This is a genomic window from Klebsiella sp. 141162 (assembly GCF_050600755.1).
GTDB classification, from domain to species: Bacteria; Pseudomonadota; Gammaproteobacteria; order Enterobacterales; family Enterobacteriaceae; genus Klebsiella; species Klebsiella aerogenes.
The window spans coordinates 243,935-265,254 of sequence record NZ_JAQIRI010000003.1; the positions used below are offsets into that span (position 1 = coordinate 243,935).

The 21,320-nt window shown below is 56.2% G+C and carries 20 protein-coding genes; 11 read left to right on the top strand and 9 right to left on the bottom strand.

Annotated elements, in window-relative coordinates:
- Positions 1 to 87: 87 nt before the first annotated feature.
- Together PGR23_RS12335 and PGR23_RS12340 are read right to left on the bottom strand one after the other, a co-directional pair.
- Positions 88 to 1,293: an L-lactate MFS transporter gene (locus PGR23_RS12335; RefSeq protein ID WP_045390772.1), complete on the bottom strand. Its 1,206-nt coding sequence runs from the start codon at positions 1,291 to 1,293 to the stop codon at positions 88 to 90.
- A gap of 240 nt (positions 1,294 to 1,533) precedes the next feature.
- The gene (locus tag PGR23_RS12340; RefSeq protein ID WP_161801957.1) at positions 1,534 to 2,118 is read right to left on the bottom strand and encodes an autotransporter outer membrane beta-barrel domain-containing protein; all 585 of its coding nucleotides are present in this window, start codon (positions 2,116 to 2,118) and stop codon (positions 1,534 to 1,536) included.
- Positions 2,119 to 2,376: 258 nt separating this feature from the next.
- Between PGR23_RS12340 and tag the strand changes: the two genes are divergently transcribed.
- Positions 2,377 to 2,940, top strand: coding sequence for a DNA-3-methyladenine glycosylase I (tag, locus tag PGR23_RS12345; RefSeq protein ID WP_047067270.1), 564 nt, complete (start codon positions 2,377 to 2,379; stop codon positions 2,938 to 2,940).
- Positions 2,937 to 3,377, top strand: a complete 441-nt coding sequence (locus PGR23_RS12350) for an N-acetyltransferase (protein WP_348876591.1) — start codon at positions 2,937 to 2,939, stop codon at positions 3,375 to 3,377. The genes tag and PGR23_RS12350 overlap by 4 nt, the downstream gene beginning before the upstream one ends.
- On the opposite strand, the gene PGR23_RS12355 is transcribed toward PGR23_RS12350, so the two are convergent.
- The gene (locus PGR23_RS12355) at positions 3,346 to 5,676 is read right to left on the bottom strand and encodes a molybdopterin guanine dinucleotide-containing S/N-oxide reductase (RefSeq protein WP_396279319.1); all 2,331 of its coding nucleotides are present in this window, start codon (positions 5,674 to 5,676) and stop codon (positions 3,346 to 3,348) included. The two genes, PGR23_RS12350 and PGR23_RS12355, sit on opposite strands and share 32 nt — an antisense overlap.
- Before the next feature lie 168 nt (positions 5,677 to 5,844).
- Here PGR23_RS12355 and PGR23_RS12360 point away from each other — a divergent pair, with 168 nt between their 5' ends.
- The 6 genes from PGR23_RS12360 (at position 5,845) to ghrB (ending at position 11,801) form a co-directional block, all read left to right on the top strand.
- Positions 5,845 to 6,507 (top strand): OmpA family lipoprotein, encoded by a 663-nt coding sequence (locus PGR23_RS12360; RefSeq protein ID WP_015369222.1) that lies wholly within the window; start codon positions 5,845 to 5,847, stop codon positions 6,505 to 6,507.
- Positions 6,508 to 6,609: 102 nt separating this feature from the next.
- Complete coding sequence (locus tag PGR23_RS12365; protein WP_045390758.1) at positions 6,610 to 7,626, top strand: LacI family DNA-binding transcriptional regulator; 1,017 nt, start codon at positions 6,610 to 6,612, stop codon at positions 7,624 to 7,626.
- 109 nt (positions 7,627 to 7,735) lie between these two features.
- Positions 7,736 to 8,485, top strand: coding sequence for a sugar phosphate isomerase/epimerase family protein (locus PGR23_RS12370; RefSeq protein ID WP_289577773.1), 750 nt, complete (start codon positions 7,736 to 7,738; stop codon positions 8,483 to 8,485).
- A 3-nt stretch (positions 8,486 to 8,488) separates the two neighbouring features.
- A complete protein-coding gene (locus PGR23_RS12375; protein ID WP_047047762.1) occupies positions 8,489 to 9,424 on the top strand; it encodes a sugar kinase in 936 nt (311 codons plus the stop codon).
- A gap of 100 nt (positions 9,425 to 9,524) precedes the next feature.
- Entirely contained in the window at positions 9,525 to 10,805 is a 1,281-nt protein-coding gene (locus PGR23_RS12380) for an MFS transporter (protein WP_045390750.1), read from the top strand.
- A gap of 24 nt (positions 10,806 to 10,829) precedes the next feature.
- Positions 10,830 to 11,801: a glyoxylate/hydroxypyruvate reductase GhrB gene (gene ghrB, locus PGR23_RS12385; RefSeq protein WP_315711824.1), complete on the top strand. Its 972-nt coding sequence runs from the start codon at positions 10,830 to 10,832 to the stop codon at positions 11,799 to 11,801.
- A 66-nt stretch (positions 11,802 to 11,867) separates the two neighbouring features.
- On the opposite strand, the gene PGR23_RS12390 is transcribed toward ghrB, so the two are convergent.
- Entirely contained in the window at positions 11,868 to 12,578 is a 711-nt protein-coding gene (locus PGR23_RS12390; protein ID WP_045390744.1) for a DUF3053 domain-containing protein, read from the bottom strand.
- A gap of 435 nt (positions 12,579 to 13,013) precedes the next feature.
- On the opposite strand from PGR23_RS12390, the gene PGR23_RS12395 reads away from it, so the two are divergent.
- The 3 genes from PGR23_RS12395 to cspE all read left to right on the top strand — a co-directional run bounded on the left by PGR23_RS12395 (position 13,014) and on the right by cspE (position 15,386).
- Positions 13,014 to 14,372 carry an MFS transporter gene (locus PGR23_RS12395; protein ID WP_047067277.1) on the top strand — a complete coding sequence of 453 codons (1,359 nt, stop codon included), beginning with the start codon at positions 13,014 to 13,016 and terminating at the stop codon, positions 14,370 to 14,372.
- 246 nt (positions 14,373 to 14,618) lie between these two features.
- On the top strand, positions 14,619 to 14,909 hold the full coding sequence (locus PGR23_RS12400; RefSeq protein ID WP_045390740.1) for an HTH-type transcriptional regulator: 291 nt from the start codon (positions 14,619 to 14,621) through the stop codon (positions 14,907 to 14,909).
- Between the two features lie 264 nt (positions 14,910 to 15,173).
- Positions 15,174 to 15,386, top strand: coding sequence for a transcription antiterminator/RNA stability regulator CspE (gene cspE / locus PGR23_RS12405; RefSeq protein WP_000014594.1), 213 nt, complete (start codon positions 15,174 to 15,176; stop codon positions 15,384 to 15,386).
- Positions 15,387 to 15,436: 50 nt separating this feature from the next.
- Here cspE and yidD read toward each other — a convergent pair whose 3' ends face one another.
- The 5 genes from yidD to PGR23_RS12430 all read right to left on the bottom strand — a co-directional run bounded on the left by yidD (position 15,437) and on the right by PGR23_RS12430 (position 21,207).
- Positions 15,437 to 15,841, bottom strand: coding sequence for a membrane protein insertion efficiency factor YidD (gene yidD / locus PGR23_RS12410; protein ID WP_315711828.1), 405 nt, complete (start codon positions 15,839 to 15,841; stop codon positions 15,437 to 15,439).
- An 86-nt stretch (positions 15,842 to 15,927) separates the two neighbouring features.
- Complete coding sequence (locus tag PGR23_RS12415; RefSeq protein WP_315711830.1) at positions 15,928 to 17,547, bottom strand: ABC-F family ATP-binding cassette domain-containing protein; 1,620 nt, start codon at positions 17,545 to 17,547, stop codon at positions 15,928 to 15,930.
- 232 nt (positions 17,548 to 17,779) lie between these two features.
- Positions 17,780 to 19,849 (bottom strand): glycine--tRNA ligase subunit beta, encoded by a 2,070-nt coding sequence (gene glyS, locus PGR23_RS12420; protein ID WP_020077709.1) that lies wholly within the window; start codon positions 19,847 to 19,849, stop codon positions 17,780 to 17,782.
- A 9-nt stretch (positions 19,850 to 19,858) separates the two neighbouring features.
- On the bottom strand, positions 19,859 to 20,770 hold the full coding sequence (glyQ, locus tag PGR23_RS12425) for a glycine--tRNA ligase subunit alpha (protein ID WP_001168551.1): 912 nt from the start codon (positions 20,768 to 20,770) through the stop codon (positions 19,859 to 19,861).
- A gap of 137 nt (positions 20,771 to 20,907) precedes the next feature.
- Entirely contained in the window at positions 20,908 to 21,207 is a 300-nt protein-coding gene (locus PGR23_RS12430) for a YsaB family lipoprotein (protein WP_045390734.1), read from the bottom strand.
- Positions 21,208 to 21,320: the final 113 nt, after the last annotated feature.

The window sequence follows — 21,320 nt, forward strand, 5'->3', positions numbered from 1 at the left end:
AAAGTATCCGCGAGGAATGTGATTCAGCCAGATATTTACAAAATATCTGGCTGGTAAGGCATTATTCGCTTAGGAAGGGCGATGCTATCAGGCGTGCGCCTGGTGGTAAATTTCGCTTTTCGGCTGACGAATGGTAGTGGAAAGCGCCAGCGACAAAATCAGCAGAGCGAAGATGACGCAGAAGGTGACGTAGAAGCCGCCGAACACGGAGGCAATCAGCGAACCGCAAATACTACCGATACCGAAGCCGAGATAAATCACGCCGTAGTTTTTCGCCAGGTTATTGAGGCCAAAGAACTCGCTTACCAGCGACGGGAAGACGGTAATGGTGCCGCCGAAGTTAAAGGCCACACAGGCAATCGCCGCAAAGAAGGTCATCGCATTTAGCGGCGCGAACAGCAGGGCCGCCATACCAACCAGGGAGACCACCTGACCGATGGTAATCACGCGGATACGGGAGATTTTGTCGGACAGGATACCCAGCACCAGGCGGCCGCTCAGGTTAGCGATAGAAATCACGGTAACCGCATTCGCCGCCGTCGCCACGTCGAGATGCACCATGCCCTGCGCGATATCTTTTGCTACACCAATCACATACAGACCGCTCATGCAGGCCGTCAGGAACATCACCGCCAGCATCCAGTACTGCGGTTTACGCATGGATTCAGCAAGGGTGAAATCATTTTCGACAACGCCGTTGGCGGTAGTGGTCGCGGGATGATTCGGCGCATCTTTCATCATGGTGGCGCCAAAGACGATCATCACCAGTACGATAGCGCCCCAGATAACAAACGTTTTTTCCAGCCCAACCGTCGCCAGCAGGTGACTATCGATAAATTTAAAACCGAGGCTGCCAAGGCCATAAGCGCCAATTGAGAAGGCGGAAATCAGACCTTTACGCTCGGGGAACCACTTCACGCAGTTCGACAACGTCAGCAGATAGCCCGCGCCGTCCGCCAGACCGACCAGCAGGCCGGCGCTCAACCACAGCATCATCAGGCTGTTGGCATGGGCGGTGAGGAAAAAGCCGACGCCAAGCAGGATGCCGGATGCCATGGTGACGCGTTTCACGCCAAAGCGTTCCTGCAATTTACCGGCAACGGAAGAGGATAGCGCCAGCCCAAGACTTAACAGGCCGAAGGAAAATGCCACCTGGCTTACTGGCTCGTCCAATTTGCTGGCCAGAGAACTATTAAACAAACTCCATGTATAAACCGATCCCAGAGCGAATTGCGTAATGATCGTGCCAATCAGCGTGAGCCAACGGGTATATTGAGTGTTTGCAGCGTTCATAGCAGATGTCCTGAAGGATTAACTGCCGCCACAATAACCAAATCCCCAAATCCGGTGGGGGAAAACGGCATGAACTGCCATCAACGAGGAATGAAATGCATTTATGGCGGAATGAATGACATTGCAAAACATTCATTCCCTAAATTTCACTCAAAAAGTTAGTGTGCGCTACCTCACAGAAACGCGCCGTTACTGAGATTTTACAGTAACGACTGCATTTCAAATGCGTAACAAATTCGGTCAGAAATTGGCGCTGACGCCCATCAGATACAGCGTATTTTCACCCGACGGAACGTTATCTGCCTGTGAAAGTGTGGCCCACGCCGCCAGATGTGAACCCAGCGGCATATCTGCGCCCAGCGTGACGTCGCCCCAGCTACCGTCTTTTCCGCGGCTAATCGACGCATTGTTATCGATAGAGATAGACTGGTTATAGCTCACCTGCGCCCATGGATGCACGCCCCATAGCTGTTGGTAATCCATACGCCAGCCGAGCGTGTTGACGTAAATACTTTCGCCCGCGCGACGCGTCGCGGGCGGCGGGTTGAGATCGCTACGCAAGCTGGCGACCGGCCCGGAGGTCACGCCGCTGGCCAGCGAGTAGTTCCATCCCACGCTCATGCCGTGACTCAAATCCGGCGGCGCCAGCGCCTGATTCAACGCCAGTCCGGCGGGCGCTTCTGACGCCCTCATTCGCTCGGCGAGAATATCTTCATAACGCGGTTGGTGATCGCTATCCCATGTATAGCGTTCCGACGTATTACTTTTTGTATCGTTAGCGATATATTCCTGTTGCCAGGCATTGGCGCCTGAAACACACGACACCCAGATAGTGATGCACGCCGGGGCCAACCCACCCCGGAGGCCATTGCATTTCTTTATTATCATTAATGCGACTCCAAAAGAGCCGAATCGGCAATGTTGCTGTGTTTTTATACTCAAAATAATTCGAGCTGCCGCCCACTTCTACGCAACTTGAAGTATAAGGAGTTGATGGGAAGTGGTTTCCCTGTATTAACTATTATCTTTATCTTTCAGCCGTCAAGGCGGATGAAAAAGTTTTCTGACGAAAGGGAGAGAAACATGCAACGTTGCGGATGGGTAAGCCAGGATCCTCTTTATATCCAGTATCACGATAACGAATGGGGAGTCGCCGAGAGAACGCCGCAAAAGCTGTTTGAAATGATCTGCCTCGAAGGCCAGCAGGCGGGACTCTCATGGATAACCGTACTGAAAAAACGGGAAAACTATCGTCAGGCCTTTCACCAGTTTGACCCGGTTCGCGTAGCGGCCATGGATGAAGCAGACGTCGAGCGTCTGCTACAGGATGCGGGCATCATCCGCCATCGGGGGAAGATCCAGGCCATCATCGGCAATGCTCGGGCGTTTCTCGCCATGGAAGCCAACGGTGAAGCATTCAGCGATTTTGTCTGGTCGTTTGTCGATAATCAGCCGCAAATTACTCATGCCGCGACGCTCGCCGAAATCCCCACCACCACACCAGCCTCCGATGCTCTATCTAAGGCGCTGAAAAAGCGCGGCTTTAAATTCGTCGGCTCCACTATCTGTTATTCATTTATGCAGGCCTGCGGGTTAGTCAACGATCACGTGACCGGTTGCTGTTGCCACCCCGGGAGACCAGCATGATCAAAAAATGGGATGCCGCAGAGACCGGCCCGCTACTCGAGTTGTGGCTGGAAAGCACTATTTACGCGCATCCGTTCATTGCAGAAAGCTACTGGCGGGAGAGTCTGGAAGTCGTGCGCGATGTCTATCTTCCCGCCGCCGCCACCTGGGTGTGGCAGGAGAATGATGCGCTGAAAGGGTTTGTCAGCGTGATGGATTCGCGCTTCGTCGGGGCGCTTTTCGTCACCCCGCAAGCGATCCGCCACGGTATCGGCCGCGCGCTGCTTGATGAGGTCAAGCAGCACTACGACTGGCTAAGTCTGGAGGTTTATCAGAAAAACGTGCGGGCGGTGAATTTCTACCACGCGCAGGGCTTCCGTATAGAAGACTGCGCGTGGCAGGACGACACCCAGCATCCGACCTGGATTATGCATTGGCCGGCGGGTCAAATGCGCTGAGCGCCAGCGCGGGTCCATCATATTTTTCCAGCCATGCCAGCGCCGTATTCCCGGCGCAACCGTTGCCCAGACGCGAGGTCGGAATATCTTTCGTCAGCACGTTCACCGCGCCGTTTTTGCAAATTCCGGCATCGGGGTCGATATCCGGCCACGCGCCTTCATGCAGGCAAATCACCCCCGGGCGAATACCTTCCGTGACCACCGCGCCGGCCAGTACCTGACCACGTGAATTCCACACCCGCACCAGATCGCCGTCGGCGATATTGCGCGCCTGCGCGTCCAGCGGATGGATAGTCAGCGGTTCACGCCCGGCGACGGCGTAGCGTTCTCGCAGCGAAGTCTGGTTCAACTGGCTATGCAGGCGGTGCGCCGGGTGGGCGGAAAGCACCTGTAGCTGACCCGCCTCGGCGTTGCCGTGCCACTCATCAGGTTCGAGCCACATCGGGTGCGGCGGACAATCGGCATAGCCAAACCCGGCAATGGTCGGCGAGTGAATTTCAATTTTCCCGCTCGCGGTTTTTAACGGGTTAGCCTGCGGGTCTGCGCGGAATGCCGCGAAGCGGGAGAATCGGGCATTGTCCGGGTTTTCCGGCATTTCTATTAGCTGATTAGCCTGCCAGAATTCGGCAAACGGCGGCAGCGTCACCTGCTGCTGCGCCCCGCGTTGGGCGGCAATCTGGTAGAAGGTTTCCAGCCATTGCAAATCGTTTTTTCCTTCGGTGAAACGTTCGCGACCGCCCGCCTCCCAGCGTTCGCTCAGATCCGCAAAGACATCAAAATCGTCGCGCGCTTCATCGCGCGGCGCGACCACCCGCTTCATCGGCACCAGATGCTGATTGCTGTAATCGCCGGTCATGGTCAGATCGTTGCGCTCAAACGAAGTGGTCGCCGGTAAGACGATATCGGCATGGCGCGCGGCGGCGGTCCAGAAGCATTCGGAAATCACAATCAGCTCCGGCTTCTGCCAGGCCTCAATCAGTCGGTTGGTATCCTGATGATGGGTAAAGTTGGCGCCGCCCGCCCACCAGATAAAGCGGATGTCGGGAAAGCGACGCGTCATCCCGTTGTGCTGATAGCTTGCCCCAGGGTTTTCCAGCGCCTCAACGATACGGGCGACCGGGATTTTCTCCACCGCATCGGTTCCTCCCGCCACGCTCCCCTGCATAGAGGCCAGCACCGCGGCGCGGCGCGTCGGGTTGCCGCCGTTGGCAAAGTGGTAAGAAAGACCAAAACCGCCGCCGGGCGTGCCAATCTGCCCCAGCATCGCCGCCAGCGTCACCAGCATCCAGTGTTTTTGCTCGCCAAACTGCTGGCGCTGCATGCCCCAGCCGGACATCAGCATGGTGGTATTTTCATGGAAAAGTTTTGCCAGTTCGCGGATTTTATCCGCCGCTACGCCGCAGATCGCCGCAGCCCATTCGGCGGTTTTGGCGACGCCATCGCTTTCACCACTCAAATAGCGGGCGAAAATGTCATAACCGCTGGTACAGCGGGCGAGGAATTCATCGTCCTGCCAGCCATGCTCGACCAGGGTATGGGCGATCCCCAGCATCAACGCGACGTCAGTGCCCATATGCGGGGCGATCCACTCCATTGATTCGCCAAAGAAATCAACGCTTTCCGATCGCATGGGATCGATACAGATCAGCCGTTTGCCGCTCTTGCGCAGGCGATCAAACCAGGGGATCCCTTGTTCATCCGAGGCGTTCCAGGCAATTTTCAGCGTATTCAGCGGATTAGCGCTCCACAGCACCACCACCTCGCTGTGCTCCAGAATAAGCGGCCAGCTGGTCTGCTGCTGATAAACTTCATTACCGCCTACCACGTAAGGCATGATCGCCTGCGCCGCGCCGGTTGAATAATCGCCGAGGTGTCCGGTATAGCCCCCGGCAAGACTCATATAGCGCTGCAGCAAGGTTGCCGCCTTATGCAACACGCCGTTAGAACGCCAGCCATAGGAACCGGCGAAAATCGACTGCGGGCCGTAGCTTTCGCGGATCCGTCGATGCTGGGCATCAATCAGATCAAGTGCCTGCTCCCAGCTTACCCGCACGAATTCATCCTGGCCGCGTACGCCCTGCGGCTGTTGCGGCGAGGCGAGATAGCCTTTTCGCACCATCGGATAGCGAACGCGAGTTTTACTATGCACCTGTTCGCGCACCGCCGTTTGCAGCGAGTTGGCGAAGGGGGTGTCCAGCGCGCCGCGGGACGAAATCACATTTTCACCATCCGTCTCCACCAGCATTGGCCCCCAGTGGGCCGCGGTTAGGATGGTTTTAGTTGCAGATGAGGTTGGCAAAGCAGGCTCCTGGGTCAGCGAATGCAGGTGTTGTGGCGGTTTGTTAGTCAACCGTTCAATGTTACTTACAAAAAGAGATACCCTACGGGGAATTTTCTCCGTATTCGGACGTCATAATCAACCGTCACGCTTGCGGTGGCAAAGAATAAAAAGGATTAAGGAAATAAGATGAAAAAACGCGTACTGATGATTGCTGCTATCGTTAGCGGCACACTGGCTATTTCTGGTTGTACTACCAACCCTTATACCGGCGAACGCGAAGCAGGAAAATCCGGCATCGGCGCGGGTATCGGCTCCTTAGTGGGCGCAGGCGTCGGCGCGCTCTCCTCTTCCAAACATGACCGCGGCAAAGGCGCGCTGATTGGCGCAGCGGCAGGCGCGGCGCTCGGCGGCGGCATCGGTTATTACATGGACGTGCAGGAAGCGAAACTGCGCGAAAAAATGCAGGGAACCGGCGTCAGCGTGACGCGAAATGGCGACAACATCGTGCTCAACATGCCGAATAACGTCACCTTTGACAGCAGCAGCGCCAACCTGAAACCTGCAGGCGCCAACACCCTGACCGGCGTCGCGATGGTGCTGAAAGAGTACGAGAAAACCGCCGTTAACGTCGTCGGATATACCGATAGCACCGGCAGCAACGATCTGAACATGCGTCTGTCACAACAGCGTGCCGACAGCGTCGCCAGCGCGCTCATCACTCAGGGCGTGGCGGCTAACCGTATTCGCACCACCGGCATGGGCCCGGCGAATCCGATCGCCAGCAACAGCACGGCGGAAGGCAAAGCGCAGAACCGTCGCGTGGAAATTACCCTCAGCCCGCTGCAGTAATCTTCTCGTTTCCGGCCCGGCAGCCTTCCTGCCGGGCAAAATGCTTGATATCGCTATTTTTCGCGCTAAGGTGTTGGCAGATTTTCAGCAAAGGAAGCCATCATGGCGAAAGCGGCGCGAGCAACCATCAGCGACGTGGCGAAAGCCGCGAAGACCGGTAAAACCAGCATTTCACGCTATCTCAACGGCGAAAAGCATCTGCTATCCGACGATCTACTGGCGCGGATTGAAAAAGCGATTGCCGAGCTCAACTACCGTCCCAGCCTGATGGCCCGTGGCCTGAAACATGGCCGTACCCGCCTGATTGGCCTGATCATCGCCGATATCACTAACCCTTACTCCGTGAACGTGTTAAGCGGGATCGAAGCCGCCTGCCGCGAAAAAGGCTTCACCTTGCTGGTATGTAATACCAACAACGAAATCGATCAGGAGCTCCACTATCTCGACCTCTTACGCAGCTATCAGGTTGAAGGGATTGTGGTTAATGCGGTCGGCATGCGCGAAGAAGGCCTCAACCGTCTGCAGCAATCCGCGCTGCCGATGGTGCTTATCGACCGTAAAATCCCCGATTTCGCCTGTGATGTCGTGGGGCTGGATAACACCCAGGCCGCCACCACCGCCACCGAGCATCTGGTAGAAAAGGGTTTTGAAGCGCTGCTGTTTTTAAGCGAGCCGATTGGCTCCGTTAACACCCGCCGCGAACGTCTGGACGCCTTCCGCGCCACCCTACAGCGCTATACTGGCGTAGTGGCGGAAAACGCCGAGGTGCCGCTCAACGACGGCGCCATGATGGATAACGTCCTGCGCCAGTTCCACGCCCGCCACCGCGGAATGCGCAAAGCGGTGATTTCCGCCAACGGCGCCCTGACGTTACAGGTAGCCCGCTCGCTGAAGCGCGTTGACCTCATCTGGGGCAGCGATATCGGCCTGCTGGGCTTCGATGAGCTGGAATGGGCGGAGCTGGCCGGCGTCGGCATCACCACCCTCAAACAACCAACCTGGCAGATTGGCTATGCCGCAGTCGAACAGGTCGTCAGACGTATCGAAGGCGGCAGCGACCCCATCTGCGAGCGGGTGTTCTCCGGCGAGCTCATTGTGCGGGGATCAACTTCTCGTTAACGATTCATCGTGATGACGATCATAAATTAAACATCCTGGCCTTTTCTTTGGAACCGGTACCATCTAGCGTAATAGGGAGTTAAGCCCCACCACGCCAGGAGTTTGTTCAATGGCCAGAAAAATCATTGTCGTCACCGCCGCTTATGGCAACGACCACGTTAAAGCGCTTGGCGGGCAGTCCGCCGTATTACCCTTTATCGCCGGTTCCGGCGCCGATGGCGTGGAAATTCGCCGCGAGCTGTTCAGCGCGGCGGAACTGAAGCAGTTGCCGACGCTGGCGGCCGACATTGAAAAACGGGGCCTGCTGGCCTGCTACTCCGCGCCGCAAGCGCTGTTCGCCGACAATGGCGAGCTCAATCCTAATCTCCCGTCATTACTTGAGGAAGCGCAAACCCTCAACGCCCTGTGGCTGAAGCTCTCCCTCGGTCATTTCATCCATAATCAACAGCTGGAGACGCTGCGCGATATTCTGAGCGACAGCGGCATGGCGCTGGTGGTGGAAAATGACCAGACCGATTGCGGCCAACTGGCGCCGATGCAGCGCTTCAAAGCCGCCTGTCGGGTCCATCAGATGCCGGTGACGCTGACTTTCGACATGGGGAACTGGCTGTGGGTCGGCGATTCGCCGGAAGAAGCCGCACGCCATCTGGCCCCCGCAGTCAGCTATATTCATGTGAAGGCGGCGGAGCCTCATCATGAGAAGTATCGCGCCGTCCCGCCGGACCTGGCGGACGCACGCTGGCTGGCGCTGCTCGATAACCTGCCCGCCGACGCGCCGCGCGGTATTGAATTCCCGCTGGTCGGCGACGACCTGACCGCCGTCACCCGCCATTACGTTGATCTGCTACGCGAGGATTAAGCCATGGAAAACTTAGATGTCATTACCATTGGCGAAGCCATGGCGATGTTTGTCGCCACCGAAACCGGCGAACTGGCGGAAGTTGAACGCTTTATCAAACGCGTGGCCGGCGCTGAACTGAACGTGGCGACCGGACTGGCGCGACTGGGGCTGAAGGTGGGCTGGGTGAGCCGCGTCGGCAACGATAGTTTTGGCCGTTTCGTGCTGAATTCACTGGCCAAAGAAGGTATTGACGCGCGCGGCGTAGCCGTTGACGAGCGCTACGCTACCGGCTTCCAGATGAAATCTAAAGTCGAAAATGGAACCGATCCCATCGTGGAATATTTCCGTAAAGGATCGGCTGCCAGCCATCTGTCGACGGAAGATTTCCGCGCCGATTACTTCACCAGCGCCCGCCATTTGCACTTAAGCGGCGTCGCCGCCGCGCTGTCCGACAGCTCGTATGCATTGCTGGAACATGCGGCCAACGTAATGAAAGCCGAAGGGAAAACCCTCTCTTTTGACCCAAACCTGCGCCCGGTACTGTGGAAAAGCGAAGCCGAGATGGTGGAGAAACTGAACCGCCTCGCCTTCCAGGCTGATTGGGTTTTGCCAGGCTTAAAAGAGGGGGTGATTCTTACCGGCCAGCAGACGCCGGAAGGTATCGCTGATTTCTATCTGTCGCGCGGCGTTAAGGCGGTGGTGATTAAAACCGGCTGCGACGGCGCCTGGTTCAAGACCGCTGACGGCGAACAGGGCGCCATCGCCGCGATTAAAGTCGATAACGTGGTGGACACCGTCGGCGCGGGCGATGGCTTTGCCGTCGGCGTGATCAGCGCGCTGCTGGAAGGCAAAACGCTGACGCAAGCCGTGAACCGTGGTAACAAAATTGGCTCGCTGGCCATTCAGGTCCAGGGCGATAGCGAAGGGCTGCCCACCCGCGAAGCGCTGGGCGAATAATCTTTTCACCTAAAACAGCCGTCCTGTACCCTACATGCAGTGCGGCACAGCAGCGCCCGTCCCGGCGGGCGTATGTCACCTCATTGACAGAGGCAAGCCTATGAACAGTTCAACAAATGCAGCAAAACGTTGGTGGTACATCATGCCTATCGTGTTTATCACGTATAGCCTGGCGTACCTTGACCGCGCCAACTTCAGCTTTGCATCGGCCGCGGGCATTACCGAAGACCTTGGCATCACTAAAGGCATCTCATCGCTGCTGGGCGCCCTTTTCTTCCTTGGATACTTCTTCTTCCAAATCCCCGGAGCGATTTACGCCGAACGCCGCAGCGTGCGTAAACTTATCTTTATCTGCCTGATCCTGTGGGGCGGCTGCGCCTCGCTGACCGGCGTAGTGCATAACATCCCGGCGCTGGCGGCCATCCGCTTTATTCTAGGCGTGGTGGAAGCGGCGGTCATGCCGGCGATGCTGATTTACATCAGTAACTGGTTCACCAAATCAGAGCGTTCGCGCGCCAACACCTTCCTGATCCTCGGCAACCCGGTCACCGTACTGTGGATGTCGGTCGTATCGGGTTATCTGATCCAGGCCTTCGGCTGGCGTGAAATGTTTATCTTTGAAGGGATCCCTGCAGTAATTTGGGCCTTCTGCTGGTGGGTACTGGTGAAAGACAAACCGTCGCAGGTGAACTGGCTGGCGGAAAGTGAAAAAGCGGCGCTGCAGGAACAGCTGGAGCGCGAGCAGCAGGGTATCAAAGCGGTGCGTAACTATGGCGAAGCCTTCCGTTCACGCAACGTGGTGCTACTGTGTATGCAATATTTCGCCTGGAGCATCGGCGTGTACGGTTTCGTACTGTGGCTGCCGTCAATCATCCGCAGCGGCGGCGAAAACATGGGGATGGTCGAGGTAGGCTGGCTCTCTTCAGTACCCTATCTGGCGGCAACGATTGCGATGATTGCCGTCTCCTGGGCTTCCGATAAGATGCAGAACCGTAAGCTGTTTGTCTGGCCGCTGCTGCTCATTGGCGGGCTGGCGTTCATCGGCTCGTGGGCCGTCGGCGCCAACCATTTCTGGGTCTCTTATACCCTGCTGGTGATCGCCGGCGCGGCCATGTACGCCCCGTACGGTCCGTTCTTTGCGATTATCCCGGAGATGCTGCCGCGCAACGTCGCCGGCGGCGCGATGGCGCTGATCAACAGTATGGGAGCGCTGGGTTCCTTCTTTGGCTCATGGTTCGTCGGCTATCTCAACGGCGCAACCGGCAGCCCGTCCGCCTCGTACATTTTCATGGGTGTGGCGCTTTTCGCCTCGGTATGGCTTACTTTAATTGTTAAGCCTGCTAAGAATCAAAAACTTCCGCTTGGCGCTCATCACGCCTGAACTACTTACGCTACGGAGATTCGCATGAAGCCGTCTGTCATTCTCTATAAAACGCTTCCCGACGACCTGTTACATCGTCTGGAGGAACATTTTTCCGTCACCCAGGTGAAAAACCTGCGTCCGGAAACCGTTTCACAGCACGCGGAGGCTTTCGCCCAGGCGGAAGGTTTACTGGGTTCGAGTGAAAAGGTTGACGCCGCGTTACTGGAGAAAATGCCGAAGCTGCGTGCGACCTCTACCGTGTCTGTCGGCTACGACAATTTTGATGTCAATGCGTTGAACGCGCGCAAGATTTTGCTGATGCATACGCCGACCGTGCTGACCGAAACCGTCGCCGATACGGTGATGGCGCTGGTGCTGAGCACCGCGCGTCGGGTGGTTGAGGTCGCTGAACGCGTGAAAGCGGGCGAATGGACCAAAAGCATCGGGCCGGACTGGTTCGGCTGCGATGTACACCATAAAACCTTAGGCATCGTCGGCATGGGCCGCATTGGCATGGCGCTGGCACAGCGCGCCCACTTCGGTTTCGGCATGCCGATTCTGTATAACGCGCGCCGTCAGCATCCGCAGGCGGAAGAGCGCTTTAACGCCCGCTACTGCGATCTGGATACCCTGTTACAGGAAGCGGATTTCGTCTGCCTGATCCTGCCGCTGAGCGAAGAGACCCACCACCTGTTCGGCGCAGCGCAGTTTGCCAAAATGAAATCTTCCGCCATCTTCATTAACGCCGGGCGCGGTCCGGTGGTTGACGAGCAGGCGCTGATTGCGGCGCTGCAGGCCGGTGAGATCCACGCCGCCGGTCTTGATGTCTTTGAACATGAACCACTGGCAAAAGATTCGCCATTACTGAAACTGTCGAACGTGGTCGCGCTGCCGCACATTGGTTCCGCTACCCACGAGACGCGTTATAACATGGCGGCCTGCGCGGTAGACAATCTGATTGACGCGTTGAACGGCAAGGTAGAGAAGAACTGTGTGAACCCGCAGGTGAAGTAAGCGAGAAAAGCAGAAGCCCGGCCGGCGGCGCTTACGCCGTCAGCCGGGAGAACAGCGATATACCGATTAACGCGTGGCGTTAACCGCCGCCGTCCAGGCCTGATTAAAGGCCTGATGCTGTGCGGCCAGCGGGGCGATCAGCGCATTGTACTGGCTCGCCTGCTGTGACGTCGGGAACTGAATACCGTTGGCCACGAAGCTCACCTGCGTCCCCTGCTGAGCGACAAAATCACCCACCTGGACCAGCTGCTGAGTAAAGATCTGCGCGGCCGGGATCAGCGGCTGCAGCGCATTCGCCGGCGCCGTCACGACTTTATTAAACACCTGGTCATAAACCGGCTTAAGGTCATCAGCCTGCTTCAGCGCACCATGCGCGGCATCGGCCTGCATTTTGGCGTTTTCCAGCTGCTGGCTCAGCACGCCCAGCGCGCCGTTAGCCTGACGCAGCGGTTCACGCTGAGTGGTATAATCCTGCGCCACGCGAATGGCGTTAACGCTATCAACCACCGGGCGCAGACCTGCATCCATCGCCTGGCTGACCTGCTGTGAATAAGCGTAAATCACCGCATAATCGGAAACGAAGGGGCCGAACTGTTTTTTCTGATCGGCGGTAAGCGTTGGCAGACGTTCGCCGCTACGCATTGCCGTATTCTGCAGGAAGTCGATGAACGCTTTGCGCTGATCGCCTTCTTTATCAAAACACCCACTCAGGCTAACCACCATTAATATGGCCGCAACGGCCGCAAACCAGCGAGAGCAGGACTTTCCTGTCGCCATTTTTTTACTCCTTCAGCCAAAAAAAGCGCAAACAGGCACACGCGTGCCAGACGCTGACAAGGATAGTCCAGGACGGGCTTGCAGGATACCCTTTCCTGATAATCTTACCGTGGAAAATGCCCTTTTTTGCACCCCGGCGCCAGCCATGTCCGCTGTTAAGTTCATCACATTTAACGCGATAACTTAACCGGCAAAAATAGTAAATATCTTTTTGATTTAATTAAAATTAATAAAATCATCGGTGAATGAATTGGGCAAAGCGGACGATAATCGCACGCTTCCTGACGGCGGCACATTGTCTACAGGCAGGTTCAATGGTTTGATTAATGAGCGATTAACGGCGTTATGTTCGATTATCGCACAAACAACATCAATGATAGCGAGGGAGACTATAACAATACCTCTGTCCCCCGCTCAGCCTGCCAGGAATGCCGTATGAAGAAAACAACCATCGATATTCAGGCTTTTATCAACGAACATCCATTCACTAAGTACCAATGGATGATTCTCGCCTTATGTTTTATTACCGTCGCGATGGACGGATTTGATACCGCGATTATCGGATTTATTGCTTCAGACCTGGTACAGGAATGGGGCGTTGAGAAATCCGCGCTGGGCCCGGTAATGAGCGCCGCTCTGGTCGGGCTCGCCGTCGGCGCGCTGACGGCCGGGCCGCTCGCCGACCGTATTGGCCGCAAGAAAGTGCTGATTATGTCGATCCTGGTGTTCGGCGGCTTTAGTTTGTTAACCGCGTTTGCCAGCAGCCTGAACCAACTGACATTATTACGCTTCCTCACCGGTCTGGGCTTAGGCGCGGCAATGCCGAATGCCGCGACGCTAATGAGCGAATATGCTCCGGAACGCCGCCGCGCGCTGATGGTAAACCTGATGTTCGTCGGCTTCCCGATGGGATCGTCGCTCGGGGGCTTCCTGTCAGCCTGGATGATCCCGCACTATGGCTGGCAAAGCGTGTTAGTGCTTGGCGGCGTGATGCCGCTGCTGCTGGCCGTGGCGTTAATGTTCCTGCTGCCGGAATCCGCCCGCTATATGGTCGTGAAACGGCAGCCGGCACAACGCATCGCCGCCATCCTGAAGCGTATCGCGCCGCTGCCGGATGCGGTTGAATTTGAGCTACGTGAAGCAGGCCAGGTGAAGGAAAAGTCGGCCATTGGCGTGATTTTCTCCCCGCGCTACGCCGTGGGCACCGTGATGCTGTGCCTGACCTATTTTATGGGATTATTGATTTTCTATCTGCTGACCAGCTGGCTACCGCTGCTGATCCGCGAAACCGGCGCCTCGATGAGCCAGGCTTCTATCATCACCGCGCTGTTCCCGCTCGGCGGCGGGATTGGCGTACTGATACTCGGCGCGCTAATGGACAAGATCAACCCTAACAAGGTGGTTGCCGTCGGCTGGCTGCTCACCGGCGTCTTTGTTTGCCTGGTCGGTTTCTCAACCAGCAATCTGCTGCTGATGGGAGTGATGGTGTTCATCGCCGGCAGCATTATGAACGGCGCGCAATCATCAATGCCGGCGCTGGCTGCCGGGTTCTATCCAACCCAGGGCCGTGCCACCGGCGTTGCCTGGATGCTGGGTATCGGCCGCTTCGGCGGGATCCTCGGCGCCTTCAGCGGCGCTTTCCTGATGCAGGCGCAATTGTCGTTTGAGACCATCTTCACGATGCTGGCGATCCCGGCGTTTTTATCCGCCATCGCTCTGCTGGTGAAATACAAAATGAGCCAGCGCCAGCCAACCGTCAGCGAAAATGACAGCAAGAATTTACAAAAAGCCTAATCAATCCAGCCAGCGCTCTGCGCTGGCTTTTTCTTGCCGCTAACCATCATTTACATAAATTTTCTAAAGCCGCTGTCGATGTTAGGAATCATCACCTTAGCTTTTACGCACGCCGCTTTTCCGGGTGATTAACGAAACCACGCCAACAAATAATCACTGCTGTTATTATTTTCCTTGCTTTTGCGACTATTCTTAAATGGCTCGATGTATTTTCCTCTCCGCAGTGAGACAGAATAGGAGCTCTCAATGGAATATAAAGATCCCGTATTTGATTTGTTGAGTAACCTGGAACAAATTGTTTTTAAAGATCAGCCGCAAACGGCCACGCTTGCCCGTACCCCAAGCGTTTTTAATGAATTTGAACGGCTGCGTAAAGGCACAGGGCTTAAGACCGATGATTTCGCCAATGCCATGGGCGTCAGCGTCGCAATGGTCGAAGAGTGGGAGTCGCGACGGGTAAAACCGTCATCCACGGAACTCAAACTGATGCGCCTGATGATGGCCAATCCGCAGCTCTCAAGGCAGCTAATAGATTGAAAAACTGGTTTACTATCTTCTTTTGGTAACGGTCCTGATGCAGGGCCGTTTTATATCCTGATGAAAAAAAGTTTGCTATCCGACTGAGAACATGCGTTAATGCTCGCAGGTTTGATGTACAGACCACAGAGCAGTCGAATAGAGCAGTCCTTCAAAGGTTATCCATTAGATATCCCCGTAGTGAACTTTCCCTTTATCGCTTTAAATCTGTAGTCCAGACCACTACGCCGCAAGGCTCACTAATTTTTTTAAAGGTAATTCACTATGTCCGGTAAAATGACTGGTATCGTAAAATGGTTCAACGCTGACAAAGGCTTCGGCTTCATCACTCCTGACGATGGCTCTAAAGACGTGTTCGTACACTTCTCTGCTATCCAGAACGATGGCTACAAATCCCTGGACGAAGGTCAGAAAGTTTCCTTCACCATCGAAAGCGGCGCTAAAGGCCCGGCAGCTGGCAACGTAACTTCTCTGTAAGTTCAAGCCGCTAAGAATAATAAATCCCTGCCTTATGGCGGGGATTTTTTTTATCTATTCCGGCGCCACAATCTCACTGATAAACAGTCGCAAGGACAATCCAGATCTGGCAGATTATCCGGCACCAGGTGGGAACAGCACTTACCGTCGCAGCCAGTGACAACATCACAACCATCGCAAGCATCGCGCTTTCTTCCCGGTTTACGTCTTTTTTTACCCGCTGGGTTAGCCGCGAGTTTTTGTTGCTGTAGGGTTTCCGCAGCCACCCGACAGTCGGCGAATCGCTGACGAATTTCTCGCCAACCGTCAACGACGCCTTTGTTATGAATAATGTCTTTTACCGCACCTGAACAACCCTGCGTATGATGTAAAACGCTATAGGCGCAGCGGTAGCCTTTGCGTGGAGAGATAATCCGTTGATAAAAAGCAATTAATTTTAATATTAGGTTGTCCATATATACCTAAAATGTGCGGGCTATCAGTCATCATATCCCTCCCGATCGCCCGACGGGTATAAATGAATTCCCAAAAACGGAGGCTTTTAAATGGCAGTGAAATGCCAGCCCGTATCCCGCCACTCCAGACTATGAGTCAGCTTCAGGCCTTGTAAAAATGCCTCGTCATGCGATACCACCAGCATCGCGCCGGAAAACGCCGCCAGCGCGCTTTCAATTGCCTGAGTCGAAGCCAGATCGAGGTGATTAGTCGGCTCATCCAGTAGCAGAAGTTGTGTTGAGTCCCGCCGCCAGAGCGCGCAGGCAAGCGCCGCTTTCAGTCGCTCGCCGCCGCTTAACGCCGCCAGCGGAAGGCTGACCTTGTCAGCCCCCAGCTGGAGCTGCGCCAGACGGCTACGCAGCATTCCTTCATCCAGCGGAGTGTTTCCTAAGTTCAGGTGCTCCATTGCCGATAGTGATAAATCAAGCTGCGACAGATGCTGATCGAGATACGCCGCGCTCACCGACAGCCGAACATCGCCAGAGGTTGCCTGCTCCAGCCCCATCAGGGTTTTCAACAATGTTGTTTTGCCACAGCCGTTTGGCCCCTTTAGCGCGATGCGCATCGGGCCATCCACCCGCCAGTCGAGCGGCGCGGTGGATGAGTGAGCTAACTGCAGTGATTCCAGCACCAGTACCTGCTTGCCGGCGGCCACTTCACTGCCCGGTAGCGTGAACATCACCGGACTATCTTCTTCTACCCGCTCCCACGCCTGCTGCACGGCGGCATTCAGGCTGCTGTTCTGTTCACGATGCTGACGGCGCAGCGTGCCCGGGCGCTCTTTTGCGGCCCCCTTGTACTTCACACGTTCGAAAGAGGCGATATTCAGCGTATCGACAGTACGCAGCGTCTGCGCCGATCGCCGCTGGGCCGCATCATGCTCCTTTTGCATCCGCGCCCGGGTGCGCCGCCGTTCGATAGCGGCATGCTCCAGCGCCGCTCGGGCGGCCTGTTGCTCCGCTTCGCGCTGCTGCTGATATGCGGCATAATTACCGCCGTAGCTGCGCAGCGCCGCCGGCGTTAGCTCAATAATCTTCGACATCCGAGCCAGTAATTCACGGTCGTGGCTGGCGATTAATGCCCCGCCCCGCCAGATTTCCAGCTGCTGATACAGCCACTCCCTGCCCTGACGATCGAGATGATTCGTGGGTTCATCCAGCAACAGATAGTCCGCGCCGGAAACAAATGCGCCGCACAGCAGCGCCTTCATCCGTTCGCCGCCGCTGAGCGAAAAAGCGGGACGATCGGCGGAGAATGCCGGGAGATCGGCATCGCGAAAGGCTGAACTCAGGCGATCGGGCAGATCCCAACGACCATCTAACAGTTCGAAGTCATCTGCCAGTCCTTTCCCCTGTTCAAGACGGGACAAAGCGTCAAATAGCGGTGCATAACCCAGTAGCGAGGCAATGGTGGTCCCGGCCGTGAGGGTCGGCTGCTGCGCCACCCAGGCAACCGTAGCCGACCGTTCGATATGTCCGCTGGAAGGAGAATCGAGGCCCGCCAGCAGACGCAACAGGCGTGTCTTGCCAACGCCGTTGCGTCCAACAAGGCCGCAAAGCAACGGTTCCAGCGATAAATTCAGCGGCCCAAAAAGCGTCTGTCCCGTCGCGAACTGACAGGTGACCTGATGTAAAACAAATGAGGGGGTGTGGGCGCAATGAGCCATAAGCACTCCTGAATGAAATCAATACTCCCCTACCCGCAGCGTCTGCAAGGTAAGGCGTGAAATTCATCAGTCGTGTTTGTTCATTTGTCGTGCGCGCTCCAGTGAGACGAGGGATTCGTCGGGACATAGGATAGCCAGGCCTGAACCTGGATTTCAAGATTATTTTTTCACCATCGCGATAAGGCAAAAAAAAGCCTGCCGGATGGCAGGCTTTTGACCTTTCTCGAGATAGTTACTGCAGCAGCGAAATATCCGCAACCTGCAGGAACAGCTCGCGCAGTTTGGACAGCAGCGTCAGACGGTTGATGCGGACATCTTTGTCTTCAGCGTTAACCATCACATTTTCGAAGAACTCATCAACCGGCTCGCGCAGCGCAGCCAGCTCAATCAGCGCATCCTGATAACGGCCTTCGGCGAAGTATGGCTGCAGCTTATCACGCAGCACCACCAGATTCCCGGCCAGCTTGATTTCCGCCGCTTCTTTCAGCACCGAGGCATGAACGATATCGTTCAGGGTCTCGTCGGATTTCGCCAGGATGTTGGATACGCGCTTGTTTGCCGCCGCGAGGGCGGAGGACTCTTCCAGCGTACGGAAGTGCGATACGGCCTTCATGCGCGCATCGAAATCCGCCGGGCGAGTCGGACGACGCGCCAGTACCGCCTGAATAGTGTCAACGCCGTAGCCTTCGTCCTGATACCAGGCGCGGAAGCGTCCCAGCATGAAGTCGATGACGTCATCAACGACGTTGGCGTTAGTGAGTTTCTCGCCGTACAGACGCACCGCTTCTTCGGTCAGCGTTTGCAGATCGAGATTCAGGTTCTTCTCAACGATGATACGCAGCACGCCCAGCGCGGCACGACGCAGCGCAAACGGGTCTTTATCGCCTTTCGGATGCTGGCCGATACCGAAAATACCCGCCAGGGTGTCCATCTTGTCGGCAATAGCCACCGCGCAGGCAACCGGGTTAGACGGCAGCGCATCGCCGGCAAAACGCGGCTGATACTGCTCGTTCAGCGCCACTGCGACGTCTTCCGCTTCGCCGTCATGACGCGCGTAGTGCATCCCCATCACGCCCTGCGTGTCGGTGAACTCGAAGACCATATTGGTCATCAGGTCACACTTGGACAGCAGGCCCGCGCGGGTCGCATGGTTAACATCAGCGCCGATTTGCTCGGCAATCCAGCCCGCCAGCGCCTGAATGCGATCGGTCTTGTCGCGCAGGGTTCCCAGCTGCTGTTGGAACAGCACGGTTTCCAGACGCGGCAGGTTATCTTCCAGACGTTTTTTACGGTCGGTATTGAAGAAGAACTCGGCATCCGCCAGACGCGGACGAACGACCTTCTCGTTACCGGAGATGATCTGCTGCGGATCTTTGGACTCGATATTCGCCACGAAGATGAAGTTCGGCAGCAGTTTGCCGTCGTTAGCATAGACCGGGAAGTACTTCTGGTCGCCCTTCATGGTGTAAACCAGCGCTTCGGATGGCACCGCGAGGAATTTCTCTTCAAACTTCGCCGTCAGCACTACCGGCCACTCGACCAGAGAGGTCACTTCTTCCAGCAGGCTTTCGCTCAGGTCAGCGTTACCGCCAATCTTACGCGCCGCCGCTTCAGCGTCCGCTTTGATTTTGGCTTTACGCTCGGCGTAGTCCGCCATCACTTTACCGCGCTCCAGCAGAATCTGCGGATACTGATCGGCATTGTCGATGGTGAATTCCGGCTCGCCCATAAAGCGATGTCCGCGGATGATACGGTCGGAAGCGATGCCCAGAATGGTCGCCGGAATAACCTGATCGCCCAACAGCAGGGTCACGGTGTGTACCGGGCGCACGAAGTGAACGTCAGAAGCGCCCCAGCGCATCAGTTTCGGGATCGGCAGCTTCGCCAGCGAGGTTGCAACCATGTTCGGCAGCAGAGTCTGCGCGCTTTCACCTTTAACGTGGGCGCGATACAACAGCCATTCGCCTTTATCGGTGGTCAGACGTTCAGCCTGATCGACGGTGATTCCACAGCCGCGCGCCCAGCCTTCGGCCGCTTTGCTTGGTTTACCTTCCGCGTCAAACGCCTGGGCAATGGCCGGGCCGCGTTTTTCGACTTCGCGATCCGGCTGCGAGGCGGCCAGATTCGCCACTTTCAGCGCCAGGCGGCGCGGCGCGGCAAACCATTCGACGGCGCCGTGCGCAAGGCCAGCGTTGTCCAGTTCCGCAGTAAAGTTGGCAGCGAAGGATTCAGCCAGGCTGCGCAGTGCTTTTGGTGGCAGCTCTTCGGTGCCGATCTCCACCAGGAAAGTTTTCTCAGACATGGCCGCCTCTTATTTGTCTTTGTTGCACATCGGGAAGCCCAGGGCCTCACGGGAAGCATAGTAAGCTTCTGCCACTGCTTTGGTCAGGGTGCGGATGCGCAGAATATAGCGCTGACGCTCGGTGACGGAGATGGCTTTACGCGCATCCAGCAGGTTAAAGCTATGGGCGGCTTTGAGAATACGTTCGTAGGCAGGAAGCGGCAGCGGGTTTTCCAGCGCCAGCAGTTGCTGCGCTTCTTTCTCGTACTGCTCGAAGCAGGTGAACAGGAAGTCTACGTCCGCATATTCAAAGTTATAGGTGGATTGTTCCACTTCGTTCTGGTGGAACACGTCGCCGTAGGTGGTTTTGCCCAGCGGGCCATCGCTCCAGACCAGATCGTAGACGCTGTCCACGCCCTGGATGTACATCGCCAGACGCTCCAGGCCGTAAGTGATTTCTCCGGTAACCGGTTTACATTCCAGGCCGCCAACCTGCTGGAAGTAAGTGAACTGCGTCACTTCCATACCGTTCAGCCACACTTCCCAACCCAGCCCCCAGGCGCCCAGCGTCGGGTTTTCCCAGTTATCTTCAACGAAGCGGATGTCGTGGATGGTCGGATCCATACCCAGCTCTTTCAGAGATCCGAGGTACAATTCCTGAATGTTGTCCGGAGACGGCTTAATCACCACCTGGAACTGGTAATAGTGCTGTAAGCGGTTCGGGTTTTCGCCATAGCGACCGTCGGTCGGGCGACGAGAAGGCTGCACGTAGGCGGTCGCCATCGGCTCTGGCCCCAACGCGCGTAAGCAGGTCATCGGGTGGGAGGTGCCGGCGCCAACTTCCATGTCCAGTGGTTGAACAATGGTGCAGCCCTGACGAGCCCAGTAATCCTGTAAGGTCAGGATCAGGCCCTGGAAGGTCCTGGTATCAAACTTTTGCATATTATTTCGTGCTGGATACGTGTGGATTTAAAGGAAGGGATCAGTATACCCGCTGGCTGCGAGATATACAGTATGAAACGCCTTTGTTTAGCGAAATTTGAGCAAAGCGGCGCCATCATGCGGCGTTCAAGCCGCATTTAGCGCATAGAAAGATGCAAAAACTGGCCGTCTGGATCAAAAGAACAGATAAAACGTTCATTCCGCGAAGTCAGGCCGGAAAGCTCATAGCTCGCCTGGAACTGCTCGAAATGATTGACGTCGACGCGACGGGTGTCTGTGCTATAACGTAACGCCGCCTGATCCTTGCATAGTTTTTCCATATTCAGCGTCGTTTGCGGCGTGATACGTGCCTTTTGCGCTTTTTGGACAGGTTGAGCAGGTGTCTGGCTGCAGCCGACCAGCAGCAGCGCCACCAGGACTGATACGAAATATTTCATCACTATTTTTCTCAACCGCCTTGTTAGCCAATTGTTATCGTGCAGACCATGTAAACCCAGACAAACATTTTGCGAATCTCACTGATGCTCTACAAGAGTGTGGCGATAAACTC

Excerpts from the sequence above, each read along its gene's own strand:
- PGR23_RS12335 (WP_045390772.1), bottom strand. The coding sequence starts at position 1,293 with ATGAACGCTGCAAACACTCAATATACCCGTTGGCTCACGCTGATTGGC.
- tag (WP_047067270.1), top strand. The coding sequence starts at position 2,377 with ATGCAACGTTGCGGATGGGTAAGCCAGGATCCTCTTTATATCCAGTAT.
- PGR23_RS12350 (WP_348876591.1), top strand. The coding sequence starts at position 2,937 with ATGATCAAAAAATGGGATGCCGCAGAGACCGGCCCGCTACTCGAGTTG.
- PGR23_RS12360 (WP_015369222.1), top strand. The coding sequence starts at position 5,845 with ATGAAAAAACGCGTACTGATGATTGCTGCTATCGTTAGCGGCACACTG.
- PGR23_RS12365 (WP_045390758.1), top strand. The coding sequence starts at position 6,610 with ATGGCGAAAGCGGCGCGAGCAACCATCAGCGACGTGGCGAAAGCCGCG.
- PGR23_RS12370 (WP_289577773.1), top strand. The coding sequence starts at position 7,736 with ATGGCCAGAAAAATCATTGTCGTCACCGCCGCTTATGGCAACGACCAC.
- PGR23_RS12375 (WP_047047762.1), top strand. The coding sequence starts at position 8,489 with ATGGAAAACTTAGATGTCATTACCATTGGCGAAGCCATGGCGATGTTT.
- PGR23_RS12380 (WP_045390750.1), top strand. The coding sequence starts at position 9,525 with ATGAACAGTTCAACAAATGCAGCAAAACGTTGGTGGTACATCATGCCT.
- ghrB (WP_315711824.1), top strand. The coding sequence starts at position 10,830 with ATGAAGCCGTCTGTCATTCTCTATAAAACGCTTCCCGACGACCTGTTA.
- PGR23_RS12390 (WP_045390744.1), bottom strand. The coding sequence starts at position 12,578 with ATGGCGACAGGAAAGTCCTGCTCTCGCTGGTTTGCGGCCGTTGCGGCC.
- PGR23_RS12395 (WP_047067277.1), top strand. The coding sequence starts at position 13,014 with ATGAAGAAAACAACCATCGATATTCAGGCTTTTATCAACGAACATCCA.
- PGR23_RS12400 (WP_045390740.1), top strand. The coding sequence starts at position 14,619 with ATGGAATATAAAGATCCCGTATTTGATTTGTTGAGTAACCTGGAACAA.
- cspE (WP_000014594.1), top strand. The coding sequence starts at position 15,174 with ATGTCCGGTAAAATGACTGGTATCGTAAAATGGTTCAACGCTGACAAA.
- yidD (WP_315711828.1), bottom strand. The coding sequence starts at position 15,841 with ATGGACAACCTAATATTAAAATTAATTGCTTTTTATCAACGGATTATC.
- PGR23_RS12415 (WP_315711830.1), bottom strand. The coding sequence starts at position 17,547 with ATGGCTCATTGCGCCCACACCCCCTCATTTGTTTTACATCAGGTCACC.
- glyS (WP_020077709.1), bottom strand. The coding sequence starts at position 19,849 with ATGTCTGAGAAAACTTTCCTGGTGGAGATCGGCACCGAAGAGCTGCCA.
- glyQ (WP_001168551.1), bottom strand. The coding sequence starts at position 20,770 with ATGCAAAAGTTTGATACCAGGACCTTCCAGGGCCTGATCCTGACCTTA.
- PGR23_RS12430 (WP_045390734.1), bottom strand. The coding sequence starts at position 21,207 with ATGAAATATTTCGTATCAGTCCTGGTGGCGCTGCTGCTGGTCGGCTGC.